General features: G+C 39.3%; 11 protein-coding genes. 3 read left to right on the top strand and 8 right to left on the bottom strand.

Going from position 1 to position 15,725, the window contains the following annotated elements:
* Positions 1–88: 88 nt before the first annotated feature.
* Positions 89–3,595 carry a two-component regulator propeller domain-containing protein gene (locus tag R9C00_05200; protein WPO36842.1) on the bottom strand — a complete coding sequence of 1,169 codons (3,507 nt, stop codon included), beginning with the start codon at positions 3,593–3,595 and terminating at the stop codon, positions 89–91.
* A 255-nt stretch (positions 3,596–3,850) separates the two neighbouring features.
* Complete coding sequence (locus tag R9C00_05195; GenBank protein ID WPO36841.1) at positions 3,851–3,985, bottom strand: hypothetical protein; 135 nt, start codon at positions 3,983–3,985, stop codon at positions 3,851–3,853.
* Positions 3,986–4,252: 267 nt separating this feature from the next.
* Here R9C00_05195 and R9C00_05190 point away from each other — a divergent pair, with 267 nt between their 5' ends.
* Positions 4,253–4,582 carry a hypothetical protein gene (locus R9C00_05190; protein WPO36840.1) on the top strand — a complete coding sequence of 110 codons (330 nt, stop codon included), beginning with the start codon at positions 4,253–4,255 and terminating at the stop codon, positions 4,580–4,582.
* A gap of 66 nt (positions 4,583–4,648) precedes the next feature.
* On the opposite strand, the gene R9C00_05185 is transcribed toward R9C00_05190, so the two are convergent.
* A complete protein-coding gene (locus R9C00_05185; protein WPO36839.1) occupies positions 4,649–6,865 on the bottom strand; it encodes a 7TM diverse intracellular signaling domain-containing protein in 2,217 nt (738 codons plus the stop codon).
* 305 nt (positions 6,866–7,170) lie between these two features.
* Positions 7,171–10,635, bottom strand: a complete 3,465-nt coding sequence (locus R9C00_05180; GenBank protein ID WPO36838.1) for a two-component regulator propeller domain-containing protein — start codon at positions 10,633–10,635, stop codon at positions 7,171–7,173.
* Positions 10,636–10,916: 281 nt separating this feature from the next.
* Here R9C00_05180 and R9C00_05175 point away from each other — a divergent pair, with 281 nt between their 5' ends.
* On the top strand, positions 10,917–11,546 hold the full coding sequence (locus R9C00_05175) for a 2OG-Fe(II) oxygenase (protein WPO36837.1): 630 nt from the start codon (positions 10,917–10,919) through the stop codon (positions 11,544–11,546).
* Between the two features lie 54 nt (positions 11,547–11,600).
* Here the strand turns inward: R9C00_05175 and R9C00_05170 are convergent, their stop codons facing one another.
* The 4 genes from R9C00_05170 to R9C00_05155 form a co-directional block, all read right to left on the bottom strand.
* A complete protein-coding gene (locus R9C00_05170) occupies positions 11,601–13,082 on the bottom strand; it encodes a glycine--tRNA ligase (GenBank protein ID WPO36836.1) in 1,482 nt (493 codons plus the stop codon).
* Between the two features lie 55 nt (positions 13,083–13,137).
* Entirely contained in the window at positions 13,138–13,962 is an 825-nt protein-coding gene (locus R9C00_05165; protein ID WPO36835.1) for a PASTA domain-containing protein, read from the bottom strand.
* Between the two features lie 424 nt (positions 13,963–14,386).
* Complete coding sequence (locus tag R9C00_05160; GenBank protein WPO36834.1) at positions 14,387–14,692, bottom strand: hypothetical protein; 306 nt, start codon at positions 14,690–14,692, stop codon at positions 14,387–14,389.
* Between the two features lie 82 nt (positions 14,693–14,774).
* Positions 14,775–14,921, bottom strand: coding sequence for a hypothetical protein (locus tag R9C00_05155; protein ID WPO36833.1), 147 nt, complete (start codon positions 14,919–14,921; stop codon positions 14,775–14,777).
* 149 nt (positions 14,922–15,070) lie between these two features.
* Between R9C00_05155 and R9C00_05150 the strand changes: the two genes are divergently transcribed.
* A complete protein-coding gene (locus tag R9C00_05150) occupies positions 15,071–15,697 on the top strand; it encodes a sigma-70 family RNA polymerase sigma factor (GenBank protein WPO36832.1) in 627 nt (208 codons plus the stop codon).
* The last annotated feature ends 28 nt before the right edge of the window (positions 15,698–15,725 follow it).

The following is a 15,725-nucleotide window of genomic DNA, read 5'->3' as shown; positions in this document are numbered from 1 at the left end:
TGGTGAAAAATGGATCAAAAATGTATTTCAGGTTTTGGAAAGGAATCCCTGTGCCCTTCATCTAATAACAAAAAAAGGAAACAAGGTACTAGACATCAAGTGCATGCTGGGAAACTGGTAATATTACTTCAAAGGCAGTTCCTTCACCTACCGTACTTTCCACTTTTATTTCACCAGAGTGCTGTTCTATAATCCCCATTACTATGGAAAGTCCCAGCCCTGTTCCTTCTCCAACAGTTTTGGTCGTAAAAAAAGGGTCAAAAACATGTTTGAGATGGTTTTCGGGAATCCCTCTACCTGTATCTTTTATCTTCAAATAAAAGGACTTCTTCGCTATGTAAGCGGTTATGAATATTTCCCCCTCCTCTCCAATAGCCTGTAAAGCATTAGTCAGAAGGTTCATTATAACTTGGTTGATCTGACCTGAGGCACATTCTATCTCGATCTTACTCTGGTAATCTTTATGTACCTCTATCCTATTTTTGATCAGCTGGTTCAATAACAACAAAGTATTGTCTATCCCCTCAGATATGTCGAACTTGGCAAAATTATTCGTATCCGATCGGCTGAATGTCCTCAAACCCTTTACTATTTCGGCAGTTCGGTTTGCTCCTGTATTGATGTGGGCAGTAATCAATTGAGCTTTTTCCATTATCTTATCAAATTTGATACTCTCTTTAAGCTCATTTATCTCTTTTAACTTTTCCAACATATTGTCTTTGTTCACTTGGGTATAAAGAGACGAAATAATAGTAAACTGCTCAATAACTATGTGAAGCCCTGCAATTCCTGATTTGATGAAATTTACAGGGTTGTTTATTTCATGAGCAATACCTGCAGTAAGCAGGCCAAGGGATGCCATCTTTTCGGACTGAACTAGCTGTGATTGAGCCATCTTGAGCTTATCCAGCGTAATGTTCAGCTCTTTATTTTGTACAGACAATTCTTCCCTTTGAGCGTGGAGTTCTTCTTGCTGGGCTTGCAGTTCATTGTTTTGTGATACAATTTCATCATTTTTTAGCCAAAGCTCCTTTGTTCGCTCTTCTACATTCTGTTCTAGTATTTTCTTTTGAGATTCTAACACCCTCACTCTTAGTAAGAATACACCGACAAAAACACTGACCAGTAACGAGATAGATATGAATTTGAACCACCATGTGAGCCACCAGGGCGGCAACACGTCAATTTTCAAGTTGCGAATATTTGTGACCCCAATACCGTCATTATCTACTATTCCCACTTCAAATTCATAGGTAGCTGGTGAAAGGTTCGAATAAGTTGCTTTGCGTTCATTGCCAACATATTGCCAACTTTCGTCTACAAACCCTTTTAACCGATAAGCATAATTTACGTTTTCAACACTCGAATAATTGAGCGAAGCATAGGTGATGCTAAATAAAGACTGTTTATAATTTAGTGTAATAGAGCTGGTAGTATTGATGGTAGTTTTTAATGGCGAACCTTTTTCAAAAGTTACTTCTTTGTTAAACAATTCAAATTTTGAAAAAACTACCGGAAAATAGTTTAGGTAAGGTTTGATACTATCTGGATGAAAAATATTAAACCCATTTGCCCCCCCAAATACGAGTTCTCCAGTGTTGAGCAAATGAGACGATTGCCTATTGAACTGGTATCCTTGTACCCCCCTCTCAACGCCATATGAGGTCATCTTTCCTGTAAGCGGATCAAAAGTAGATATCCCATTATTTGTCCCCATCCAGAACAAGCCATTTTTATCTATCTCAATTGAATATATGTAGTTGTTATAGGTTTCTTTTTCTGATTTAAATTTCTTAGAAAAGCTTAAGATTTCTTCATCGAATTTCCAAAGCCCTCCACCCTGTGTTCCAACCCATAAATCTCCAGCCTTATCTCTCTTCATGCTCATAGGCTCATAATTATTGCCCTGTCTGCCTTTGAGTGGAATATTTGCTAACACTTCATGTGTTTCTACATCGAGTATATCAATGAAACCGTTCTCTTGACCGATGTAAAGCTTGCCTTCATAATAATCAAGTATTCTAATATTAGAATAACTCAATGTTATTGATTTATTCTTTTCTGGAATGATATATTCAAAGTTGCCGCTCTTTGGGTCATATTTGTTGAGACCTCCTCCAAACGTTGCTATCCATATATCCCCTTTATTATCTTCTGCAAAGTCAAAAACATTATTATTGTTCGGGGTTTTGATATTTCCCTCCTGATGCTCGAAATGGGTTAGTTTTCTATTTTTCTTATCATAACGGTCAATTCCATTTGCCCAAAATCCCAACCACATATTATTATTACTATCTTCAAATATTGTTTTGATTTTGTTGCCTGCTATTGAGCTACCTGATTTCGAATTGTGGGAAAAATGCAAAAACTCATCAGTTGATCTGTCATAATAATTTAAGCCTCCACCATCGGTCACTATCCACAAATTGTCATTTGTATCACATATGATGGAATTTACACTATGATAAGAGATGCTATTTACGTCAGGTATGTTATAGAAATGCTTAAAATCTGCAAAATGCTGGTCGTATAAATTCACCCCACCACCAACTGTACTTACCCAAACTCTATTTTCTTTATCAAGGAAAATATCTCTTATAGCACTTGCATTCAAGCTTTTAGGATCGAAAGGAACTGATGGGTAATTAAAGAAAACGTTTCCCTCTTCGTTGTAAATGGAAATCCCAGAATCAGTTCCAACCCAAATTTTTCCATTAGCATCTTTGCCAATACTCCATACCTGATTGTTCAGCAAGCTATTATCTCGAGTCTCATCATGCAAAAAGTTCGTTATGACCCCGTCCTTATCTATCAAAAATAACCCATCGTCCCAAGTCCCAACCCATAAGCGCTGCTGATCATCATATAATAAAGAATAGACTTTTTCTTTTCCCGAACTTGTTTTGCCTAGCCCCACCTCTTCAAATTTTTCTCCTTCAATATCAAAAGAAAGCAATCCTCCGCCAATGGTAGCTACCCATAGTTTACCTGGCTCACCTTCTGCCACACAGCGAATTTTGTTTTCCTTCAAGCTCGCTGGGTTATTGGGAATGTGCTTATAGTGCTTTTCTATCTGATAAGTAGAGTCATTTATCAAGGCAAGTCCAGCTACAGTACAAGCCCACATTCTACTTTGCGAATCACGATATAAGGAATAAATAAAATTAGTAGGCAGGTTAGTTTTATCGGTAGAATCATTTAAAATCCTTGTAAATCGTTCCGTTTTCAAATCCATCACACTTATTCCTCCACCCCAAGAGCAAAACCATAAATCTCCCTTCGAATCGCTATCTATATCGAGAATGTTATTATGAGATACGCTTTTGGGATCTTCTGAATCAAATTCAAAAACCCTAAAATCATATCCATCAAATTTATTGATTCCACCTTCTGTAGCCACCCAAATTATTCCATTTGAGTCTTGGAAAGTACATTTAGTAAAATTGTGAGAAAGTCCTTGGGCAACTGTAAAATGCTTAAAAGGAATAGCGGGCTTGGACTTCTGTGAAAACAAAGGTTGGCTTGTCAGAATAATAAAGACAAGTAATAAAGTATTTTTCACTTTCAAATTACATGATTGGTAGTCGAATTTCATGTTGTAAATTACTAAATGCAAAAATAAGATGGTTTTCATCTTTAGCCTTGTACAAATATATTGTAAATACAAAACGTAATACACTAATAAACAGAGATATCTGCTATTTCCCTATTTAACTCTAGTTGCTAGTTAGTAAAACGTAAAAAAGTACCCCATCGTCACAAATAGTTATTTTAGAGTGGCAAAACGAAAAAATAGCCGATCATGATCGAAGACGACACAATTGCAATATACATCGTATTTGATGATATTTTATATGGAATTGGGCACAAAGAGCATTGTCTTCGCCGAGTGGACGATGCAATGATACTGACAACAGCCAGCATCGCCGCCCTTTGTTTCGGGGGCAACCTCCATAAAGCCATAGGCTATATGAGGAGCCATCATTGCCCAGAGATGCTTGGAATAGGCAGTGGCATGCAGTATCCGAGCTTGCCCAAAAATGTTTCCTGTTGCTCTCGATGCTCTTCAAGGGGCAGGACCACAGACAACGCTATTGCCTAGATACTTTTCCAGTTACCGTATGCCACAATATCCGCATTAGTCGCTCCAAGCTGGTGACGGGCGAGGATTACCGGGGCAAGAACAGCTCGAAAAGGGTATACTTCTATGGCTGCAAGATAGCTGTATTAGCTACGGAAAACGGCATTCCTGTTGAGATCGCCTTTATTCCAGGCCAGTCACCTTCCGGAAGGAAGCGTGGTCTATGGCGATAGTGGCTTCACTGACTATGAGTGGGAGGACTTCTGGCTTGAACAGGAGAAAATAGCGTTCCTGGTCGCAAGGAAGAAAAACTCCCAAAGGGGGGACTCTTTTATTGATGAAGTGGCAAAAAAACAAAACAGAAAGCGGATAGAAACCGCTTTTAGCCAAATCACGTGCAACTTCCCCGCGAGAATTAGGGCTGTCACGCTGAATGGCTTTATTTTCAAGGCATGGCTATTTATTGAGGCTTTTGCCATCAAAAGCTATTTTTATAACTAGCAACTTGAGTTAGTTAGTCCCTTTTATTACATCAGCTAGCTAGGTTCTGGTATTATATTTCTTTGCTTAATGGGTAATAGGCAAAGAAATTTCAAAAGTCGTCCCCTCGTCTATTACACTCTCTACCATGATAGATCCCCCATGTTCGGCTATTATACCTTTTACTATCGACAGCCCAAGCCCTGTTCCCTCACCAACCTCTTTGGTGGTAAAAAATGGGTCAAAAATATGTTTGAGGTTTTCGGAGGGAATCCCGCTTCCAGTGTCCTTTATTTTGATCGTTATATTAGCCCCTTGCTGATATGTGGAAATAAACAAGTTGCCTCTCTCTTTCATAGACTGAATCGCATTTACAAAGATATTCATCAGCACTTGGTTGAGCTGGCCAGGCGAACACTCTACTTCAGGGATTTTATCAAAGTTTTTGAAAACTTTGATATGGCTCTCCCCAAAAAGATGATTTAACAGTAGAAGAGTATCATTTATTCCATCTACTATGTTATAAGATGCATATTCAGTACTATTGGACCGACTATAAGACTGCAGCCCCTTCACTATCTCTGCCGTGCGGTTCGCCCCAGTATCTATATGACTAGTGATGCGGAGGGCTTTTTCCATCATCTCATCAAACTTCAATTCCTTTTTTAAGTCACTAATTTCTTCCAAGCCTTTTTTCGCATTATCTGGGTCAATTTTTTTATACAGATCCGAAAAGTAAGAAAATTGTTCTATTACACCTTGAAGCCCTGATACAGCTGATTTTATAAAATTAATCGGGTTATTTATCTCATGTGCCAAGCCCGCTGTGAGCAGCCCCAAGGAAGCCATTTTCTCGGATTGCACTAGTTGTGATTGCGCCACTTTGAGCTGGTCTAGTGTAGAGAACAGCTCTTCATTTTGAGCCGATAACTCTTCCTGTTGGGACTGGAGTTCTTCTTGTTGCGCCTGAAGCTCTTCATGACTGGCTTGAAGTTCATCATTTGCCATTTGTAGTTCTTTTGTCCTTGCATGTACTTTTGTTTCCAACTCAATTTTTTGCTCTTCTACTAAAGCAAGATTTTGGGCCTGCACCCTCTCATTATCCTTTTTGAGGATGTTGTACCTATCCCCAAGTGCTAGTGAAAACAACAATGCTTCAGCGCTAGCTCCTATATACAAGGCATTTCTAGTGAATATGTTCAAAGGAACAACTCCATTGATTGCCAATGCAAAAACAAATAAACTAACAACAAAAAATACCCAACCTGATACGTAAAACCTTGCATTTTTCTGTCCTTTTATCCATAAATAAATTCCAGAAATAAGCAAACTCAGAAAGAGGATGTAGACTATAGGTTGAAAAATATAATTCAGGGAAATAGTATCTATCAAAGAAAATATTTCTAAAATCGGCAAGAGCACTATTAAAACCAAGGTCAGAAACCAAACCCACGAATATAGCCTTGGCGCAAGGCTTCGCAAAGCTAAGTACTCTACAGCAAAAAGAGTACTGCATAAGTATAAAACCCCATTCCAAGTTACGACATAATGCCACCAAAAAGGGTGAAATGACAAAGGATTGCCACTACTAAAAGGAGCTACTACAAGCATCACACATAGATAAGAGATATACCTAATGTATATAGTATCGCGAATAGATATAAATAAGAATAGATTGTAAATAAGGGATGAAAGTATCACTCCAAAAAAAAGAGCTAAAGCATAATCATATTTTCTTGTGTGGTTTATGAGTGCCTTTATATTGCCTGCTTGAAAAACAAATATCATGGGCAACCCGCCTTTTACCTTCATGTAATATGTTTTGGCCACTGCATCGGCCCCTTGGGCTATAGGTATACAGTAGTTATTGGATGGGAATTCTTTATTGCTTTCAGGTCGCATTGCCCCTACCGAATATGTTACACGACTGTGGTTCCCTTCCTCATCTGGTGAGTAAAAATCCAAATACCAAGCTGAAAAAGGGTCTCCTAATTCTAACCACAGATCCGAACCTGATTTATTTTGAATGGTAAACTTAAACCATATTACTGCATCTGTTGCTGGAGTGCTATATGCGTCTTTTCCTATAGGCTTAAACTTGACCTGATTCTCCAAAGCTAGAATATCACTAATACCCATTTCCCCAGTATGGTCTTCCAAGAAATAAGATTTTGAGGTGATTATCCTCATTTCCTCTTGATTGACAATACGAATAGTATCAGTAGCTTCCGCATTTGCAGAAATTAAAAGAAATCCAACTAAAAAATTAAACCAAAGCCAATTGGGAAACAGATTAGAAGGCATAGTATCGATGTGATTTTTGTAATAATATATACACATGAATGTAGTGCTTTTTTTTAAAAAAAAAGAATGTGTATAATCAAACTGCACTAAGCTCTTGTGAATTTCGTATAGGCAACTGTTTGTAGTATCTGAAAGCCTTACACTACAAGCCCCATAGGAGCGACCTAGAAGACCCAAGCTAAATCAAGTACGCGTTTATATATAATTTACTAGAGAAGCGCCTAAACTTGTTCTCCTTATTTAGCACATTACCGGTGAATGAATATGGATAGAATACCAATAGTTAAAGCGGGAAGAAATCCAAATTAACCCACTTGTTTGGCAAGTTTATGTTGGACTAGTGGCAAACTTACGACGAATGTAGTTCCCTCGCCCAAATGGCTTTCTACTTCAATCCTTCCTTGGTGCCCTTCAATAATCCCCATCACAATAGAAAGGCCTAAGCCAGTTCCCTGTCCTACATCTTTCGTAGTAAAAAATGGGTCAAAAATATTAGGAAGATTTTTTTTAGGTATTCCTTCTCCAGTATCTCTTATCTTCAGACAAAGCGTATTATGGTCAATAAAAGCGTTTATAAATATTTCTCCTTCTTCTTTTATGGCTTGGAGGGCATTTGTTAATAGGTTCATCAATATTTGGTTGATTTGACCTGGGACGCATTCAATTTCAATGGTATTGTCGTAGTCTTTATGTATTTCTACCTTGTTTTTGATCAGCTGGTTCAGTAACAATAAGGTATTTTCAATTCCCTCAACAATATTAAAAGGGGCAAATTTATTCGTATCAGATCTACTAAAAGATCTCAACCCTTTAACTATTTCAGCTGTCCGATTTGCCCCTGTGGTTATATGTGTGGTGATTTTAAGGCCTTTTGTCATCAACTCGTCAAACTTCAGCTTCTTTTTCATCGTCTCGATCTCCACTAATTTCTCTCCCACATTTTCGGTAGTCACCTGCGCATACAATTGTGACAGCTCAACAAACTGCTCTATTATAAATTGTAATCCTGTAATCCCCGATTTAATAAAATTGACGGGGTTATTGATCTCGTGGGCTATGCCCGCAGTAAGCAACCCTAAAGAAGCCATTTTTTCAGACTGGACTAATTGCGATTGGGCTTTTTTTAACTGATCGAGCGTAGCTGTAAGTTCTTCGTTTTGAAGAGAAAGTTCTTCTTGTTGGGTGTGTAGCTCTTCATTCTGGGCTGCAATTTCACTATTTTTTTCACTTAGTTCATAGGTTCTGTTCTTCACTATGTGCTCTAGTTCTTTATTTCGTTTCCTAAGAAGGTTCACCCTTACAAAATAATAGCCGATTGCCCCTCCTGTTACTAACAATACCACCAAAAGCCTAAACCAGATGGTTCCCCACCAAGGCGGCAGAATTTCTATTATCATTTTTTTACTTGCCAGCACATTATTTTCATCTTCATAGACCCCCACTTCAAAAGTGTAGGTTTTGGGAGGAAGATTGGAATAAGTTGCTTTGCGCTCTTGCCCTACATACTGCCAACTTTCATCTACAAAGCCTAGCATCCTATAACAATATTTTACGCTTTTTGGCGCCGAATAATTCAATGAAGCATAAGTTAGGCTAAACAACGATTTTTCATGGGTAAGCGTGATTTTTTCTACTTCTTGAAGGTTTTGCTTTAAAGGTGAGTCTTTGCTAACATCCACAAGCTTATTAAAAACTTCAAACCTTGTAAATACCAAAGGTGAAGTATCTTTTATGGGATCGATCTCCTCTGGTCTAAAAATATTGAACCCGTTATCGCCCCCAAAAAACATCTCCCCACCAGATAATGTTGCCGAAGCTAGCCTGCTAAATTGAGTTCCCTGTACACCTCTATCTACCCCATAATTGTTTGTTTCTCCTGTACTTGGAGAAAAACTACAAATACCTAAATTCGTACCCATCCAAAAAGTACCATCTCCAGCTATTTCTAGCGAATAAATATAATTGCTAAGCGAGCCTTCGCCCATTATAAATGTTTCAAACCCTCCGTTTTGTTCATCTAGCTTCCAAAGCCCTTCTCCCAATGTCCCAACCCATAAATATCCTTGCGCATCTCTTCTCATACATACAGGGGCTATATGGTCACCCGTTTTTGTTTTAAGCGAATATCCTGCAACAAGTTGCCCATCGTCAGCATTAACCACATCCAAATAGCCATTCTCCGCCCCCAAATAGATTTTACCCTTGTAATAGTCCAACACACGGATATTCTCATAACTGATAGATCCGGGTTTACGGGAAGGGATAAAATATTCAAAAATACCCGTTTCAGGATTAAACTTATTCACCCCTCCCCCAAAGGTTCCTAACCAAATATTTCCCTTCCCATCCTCTTCCAACACTACAATATTATCATTGTTGGGTGTGAGCTTATTTCCTTCTTCATAGCGAAAATGGGTGAATTCAAATGTATTTGGATCAAACAAATCTAACCCTCCAGCCCAATGCCCAATCCAAATCCTGCCTTTGCTATCTTCACAAAGTGCCTTTATTTTATTGCTACCGATACCTGTTGGCTTATCCACATCATACGTGAAGCTCCTAAATGTTTTGCTTTCCCTATCGAAAAGATTAAGTCCTCCTCCATCTGTCCCAACCAACAAACCCCCATTTTCCAATTCCAAAACCGCTGTTACATTATTGTTATTCAGGGAGCTTTCATTAGGTAGATTATAATAATGTTCAAAATCAATAAAACTTGTATCAAACAAACTCAATCCGCCATCCAACGTTCCTACCCACATTCTCCCTTCCTTATCAGCATAAATATTTTTAATAGAAGTGCCCTTCATACTTTTAGGATCGTAAGGGTTGCTTTTGTAATTATAAAAGTTATCCTCAGCTTCATTATAGATGGAAAGCCCCACATCTGTTCCTAACCAGACTCTCCTCTCTCCATCCAAAGCAATCGTCCATACCTGATCATCTAGCAGTGAATTGTCTTCTCTTGGGTTATGATTGTACGTTTTGATATTTCTTGCAGAATCTATCATAAAAGCTCCTTGCCCCCATGTACCAACCCATAAGCGCTGCTGATCATCAAAGCACAAAGAAACGACACTTACTGGCTCACCGTCATGGTCTAACGGCTGATGATGAAATGTTTCATCTGCAACGTTGAAATAGTCGAGTCCGCCGTCTAATGAAGCTACCCATAGGTTTCCTTTTGAGTCTTCTATTGCTAGCCTAACCCGATTGCTGCTAAGTGAATTTGCCTCTCCTGCATGGTGAACATAATGTTTCAGTACTTTGTGATTTATAGGGTCAATTAAGAACAACCCATTAAAAGTACATGCCCACATCCGTCCTTCAGAATCAAAACATGAAGAAAAAACTATGTTTGCCCCAACCTCATCTACATCACTATCGGTGAGTTTGAATTTAAAAAAACGATCCTGTTGTACATCTAAAATACTGACCCCTCCCCCCCAAGTTGTAAACCAAATATCTCCATTTGGTCCTTCTGTAATTCCTGTTACATTATTGTGGGAAACTCCATGCGGATTGGTTGGGTCATATTTATAGTAAGAAAATTCATTTCCATCAAATTTATTGATCCCCCCCTCAGTTGCTAGCCAGAGAAAGCCCCTTGAATCTTGATGTATTTCTCTCACAAAACTATGGGAAAGACCATCTTCAACGGTGAAATGCTTGAAAGCTAGGGTAGGTTTTTGGCAGAAGCCCGTGTGTAGAGCAACGATATTAATCTCAACTATTACCAAGAAAAATATAAAGGCGAGACGCTGCAACATAATACCACATTATTTCCATATTTACGAGCTTACTAAATATAAAGAAAAAGAAGGAGATTGGAGATGGGCTTCTAAATATTTTCTTCCACTATCGTGTAAACATTGCTTTAATAAGCAATTGAACTTCTGTTAGATGGTAAAACAAAAGGCTAGGCAAGCAAGTGAAATCCTATTCAACAATAAGTTTTTATTAATCAGCCTTTTATAGCAAAGTATGTAGTTCATGAACTATATTCGCCAAATTTTTACTACCTTGTTATCAGGGTAGTTTGTTCTCAAACATGGAGTTTTATAGCGAAGAGCAGTGGATCGACTGGGTTGATAAACTTGCTGAAGATAACCATTTGGTTATTGATAATTTTCTACCCTCAGAGCTGTTCAAACAGCTTGAGAGGTTTATGGTAGAAAAAATAGACCAAGACCGTTTTGAAAAGGCGGGTATTGGTGCTGAAACAGAATTTCAGATTAAATCTGAGATCAGGGGCGATTTCACTTTTTGGATTGAGAAAAAGCGAGATACTGTCATCCAACCTTTCTTCACTTTGGCAGAGGAAATAGTTGCAAAGCTAAATAGGTATTGCTTTTTGAGCTTATCGGGCTATGAGTTCCACTTAGCACATTACCCCAAGGGTTCATTTTATAAAAAACACCTCGACCAGTTTAACCACCGATCTAATAGGATGGTCTCGGTGATAATTTACTTCAACAAGGATTGGCAAAAGGGCGATGGCGGGGAGTTGAAAATATACGACCCGAAAGGGGATTCAATAGTAGAGCCTCTGGCAAACCGCTGTGTGATTTTTAAAAGTGGCGATGTCCCCCACGAAGTACTTATCACGAACAAAGGAAGGTATAGCCTTACGGGTTGGTTGCTTTACCAACCGCCGGTACTCGGTCAGCTTTTTGGGTAAAAAAAAGCCCTTTCTATTGAAATAGAAAGGGCTTTTGGATGTATAAAAGTATCCTTACTGAAGTTGCTTCAATAGATTGGTCATAGAAACTCTTTCGCCCAACCAAGCTTTCAACTCGGCAATTGGCAAACGGAACTGATCCGTGGTATCACGCTCGCGAATGGTCACTGTCTCGTCTTCCAAAGTTTGGTGATCGACCGTGATGCAATACGGCACACCTATCAAATCTTGGCGGGTATAACGCTTACCTATGGCAGCTTGCTCTTCGTATCTCACCTCAAAGTCGAACTTCAAGTCGTTGAGAATTTCTTTCGATTTCTCAGGAAGCCCGTCTTTTTTGGTCAGTGGCAAAATAGCTGCTTTCACAGGCGCCAACGCAGGGTTGAACTTGAGGTACGTCCTCATTTTCTTTTTGTCGCCCTCTCCTACTTCTTCTTCGGTGTAGGCATGGCACATGGCCAATAGGAACAGCCTATCCGCACCAATCGATGTTTCGATCACATACGGCACGTAGCCTTTGTTTATCTCTGGGTCGAAGTATTGCTGTTTCTTTTTTGAGAACTCTTGGTGGCTGCTCAAATCGAAATCGGTACGTGAGTGGATACCTTCCACTTCTTTGAACCCAAATGGGAATTCGTATTCGATATCGCAAGCAGCATTGGCGTAGTGCGCCAATTTATCGTGGTCGTGGAAACGAAGCTTAGCTTCAGAAGTTCCTATCACTTTGTGCCACTTCATCCTTGCTTCTTTCCATGTTTCGTACCACTCCATTTCTGAACCAGGGCGCACAAAATATTGCATTTCCATTTGCTCAAACTCACGCATACGGAAAATAAACTGACGGGCAATGATCTCATTCCTGAAAGCTTTACCTATCTGAGCAATACCAAAAGGCACTTTCTGACGGGCAGACTTTTGTACGTTCAAGAAGTTCACGAAAATACCTTGCGCCGTTTCGGGGCGGAGGTACACCGTGCTCGACTCGTCGGCAATAGCACCCGTTTGGGTAGAGAACATCAAGTTGAACTGACGTACTTCTGTCCAGTTGGCTGTTCCAGAAATTGGGCAGGTGATGTTTTCATCAATTATAACCTGCCTTACTCCTTCCAAATCTTCTGCTTCCAAGCATTTGTTCATCTGGTCGATGATGGCTTGTCCTTTTTCAGGCTCGCCTGCTTTTTCGTATTCCGCAGCTTTGTCTTCTACAAGCACATCGGCACGGTAACGCTTCTTAGAATCCTTGTTGTCGAGCATAGGGTCGTTAAAACTATCCACGTGCCCAGAGGCTTTCCAAGTAGTTGGGTGCATGAAGATGGCAGCATCTATACCCACGATGTTTTCGTGCATCTGGGTCATTGCCTTCCACCAAAACTGCTTTAAGTTATTTTTAAGGGTCACACCGTACGGTCCGTAGTCGTACACCGCTTGGAGACCATCGTAAATTTCACTTGAAGGGAACACAAATCCATATTCTTTAGAGTGTGCCACTACTTTTTGTAATAAGGGGTTTTCTAGTTTTTTCTCGTTCTTCGCCATGTCCGCAAAGGTATAATAAAGTGATTAATTTAATGAATAGGATAATTGCCAATATTTATTGAGCAGGTTCATCCAAAAAGGTCGAATCCATCAGTTCAGGGTAAAAACCCGCTACCCACAGGTCGATGATAGAACCTACTTTCACGACAGCTCCCCGGTTCGATTCGGGGAATTGTTTGATGATGGTTCCCAAGTCGACCGTGGCGGTATCTACATATTCTATATGGCCTACGCCCAGCTCCATGCCTAGCAAATACTGTTCGGCTTCTTCCAGTGGCATACCCATGAGGTTGGGTACCACTAGCTCATCGTTACCCAGTCCGTTGCCCACCGAAAGACCTATTTTCGTACCTTTTGGCAATTCTAACCCCTCTTCCAAATCCTCTTTCTTGTATTCTTTCTCATCTATTCTGATGCTTAGCACCGCATTGGTAGCCAAGTCGGGTACATATTCGATATCCCCAATTTCAAACCCTAGATTCTCAATGGTCAACCGCGCTTCTTTGATAGACGCATCTATCACATCTGGAAGCTGTACTGTTGGCACATTAGACATATTGAGCGTGATGAATATTTTCCTACTTGGTTTTACTTGCACGTTATCTTCAGGATAATGCGCCACAATCTGGTTTGGCTTGTACTCAGGGCTGAACACAGAATCGGTAACTTCGTACCTTAGCTCTTTTGCCTCTAAGGCGCTTGCCGCTTCTTCTACCGAAAGCCCTCGCAAGTCAGGAACGGTCACCGTAAGCCCATGGTTAGTATAAGAGGGCAAGAAGACCATAAAAAACACCAACACTGCTGCCGATCCTACGATCAGCATAATGAGAATATTGAGAGACATCCACCAAGGCGAATTTTTCTTTATTTTGTTTAGCATATGTATTATTTTGAAATAGCCCAAGCTCTTGTACTTCCTATAAGTACCATTGAACCGCAAACATAATGATAATCAGATTTAGATGGCAATCAACTCATAGTTTAAGAGCATGTTTGGTAATTATTTAAAAGTTGGACAAGCAATTCCGAGTACAATCACAATTCATAAGCCAACCCATTCTTTACCCTCCCATTTTAAATAAAAATAACTTTCTACAAGTAAATACCACGTACTAACCTGCTTTCAAGAAAGCCTTCTCTTTGAAATGAGAGCTTTAATAGAGCATTAAATATAACTATTACATTTAAAGTGTATTTTTGAAAAAAAGAATAACTCGGCTCGGTAAATAGAGCCACTTACCAACCATTAATCTAAAGTATGAAACAGCTCATCTTATATTTACTCGCCGCTCACTTTATTAGCTTCACCAGTTTTTTCCGTACTCCAAAATATTATCTATAAAGTCGAACGGTTTGTAGTTTTTGAGTGCGGCTTGGTGGAAGATACAGGTTGCAGGGGTCATGCCCGGCAAAGAGTTTATTTCGATAATGACAGTTTCCACTTTATCTGGATAAATCCTTACAAAGGCATCAATTCGTGCATAACCTCGTACACGAAGAATCCTCGCCACTTTTTCCAACTCGCTTCTCACCTCTGCCGAAACCTCTCGGTTTCTCAAGGCTTCCGAATTGAACCTTGCTGGGGTGATATTCTGCCCTTCCCCAGACAAAACTTTTTCAGAGAATCAACTTGGACTTTGGTAGCCCCACTCCTGAAGTAAGTACGCCTAAGGTATCTGATTCCCGAACCATCTATTTGATAACGGTTTCCCCTTTCAGCAGGTCATCTGTGAAGGTATCGAAGGGTACTTGGTGGTAGTTGAGGTGGGAATGATCAAGAAAATCTAATCTTTCGACTTTTTTTCGGGAGTTTTCTCCTCTAGAATGCCAAAATTTCAATTTTAAAAAAATTAGTTTAGTACTATCTGAGCAAACAAACTCTTTCATGCTCCTCTTTTAGGATGATTTTTTTATTATAAGTTTGCCGTAAGCTTATCAGGCCAATTGCCCTGACAAGTTATTACCCAAAGGTTTCTTATACTTATCAAATGCCCATCTCTGTCTACAAAAATAAAAGTGATCTAGAAATTTGGGATGAAATTAAAACTGGTGAAAAAGCAGCATTTGATTTCATATTCTATGAGTATGCAAACTCCTTAATAAAATATGGCGAAAGTATTACAAAAGACATCCTGCTTATAGAGGATTGCCTACAAGAAACATTTATTGAAATTTGGCAAAAAAAAGAACGTCTGAAACTACACTCTTCCATCAAATTTTACCTGATTACGGCTTTTCGAAGAAAACTTCAAAAAAAACTTCCACAAAGCAACAAATGGGTAGTAACCAGTGATATAACTACTAATAGCTTATCTGACTTTGCCTCCTCCTCAGAAGACCAATTAATTGATGGTGAGTTAAGCGACAAAAGAAGTTTACTGGTTAAAGAGGCTATAGAAAACCTTTCAGCTCGGCAGAAAGAATCGATTTACTTAAAATATTACCAGAACCTATCTTTCCAAGAAGTTGCAGATACCATGTCCATTACCACAAAATCTGCTTATAAGCTCTTGGCAAAAGCCATTGAAAACCTTGAAAAAGGACTAATTTCCTCTGGTTATTTTGACCTATTTACTACTTCCATTATTTTATTTAGTTTTTTTCTGAACAAGTAGGGGCAAAATTGAAAGGTCTTGGTATCTT

It is taken from the genome of Flammeovirgaceae bacterium SG7u.111 (genome assembly GCA_034044135.1).
In the GTDB taxonomy this organism is placed as follows: Bacteria; Bacteroidota; Bacteroidia; order Cytophagales; family Flammeovirgaceae.
Note: the sequence above shows the minus strand (reverse complement) of the source record. Positions and strands in the feature narration are given on the sequence as shown.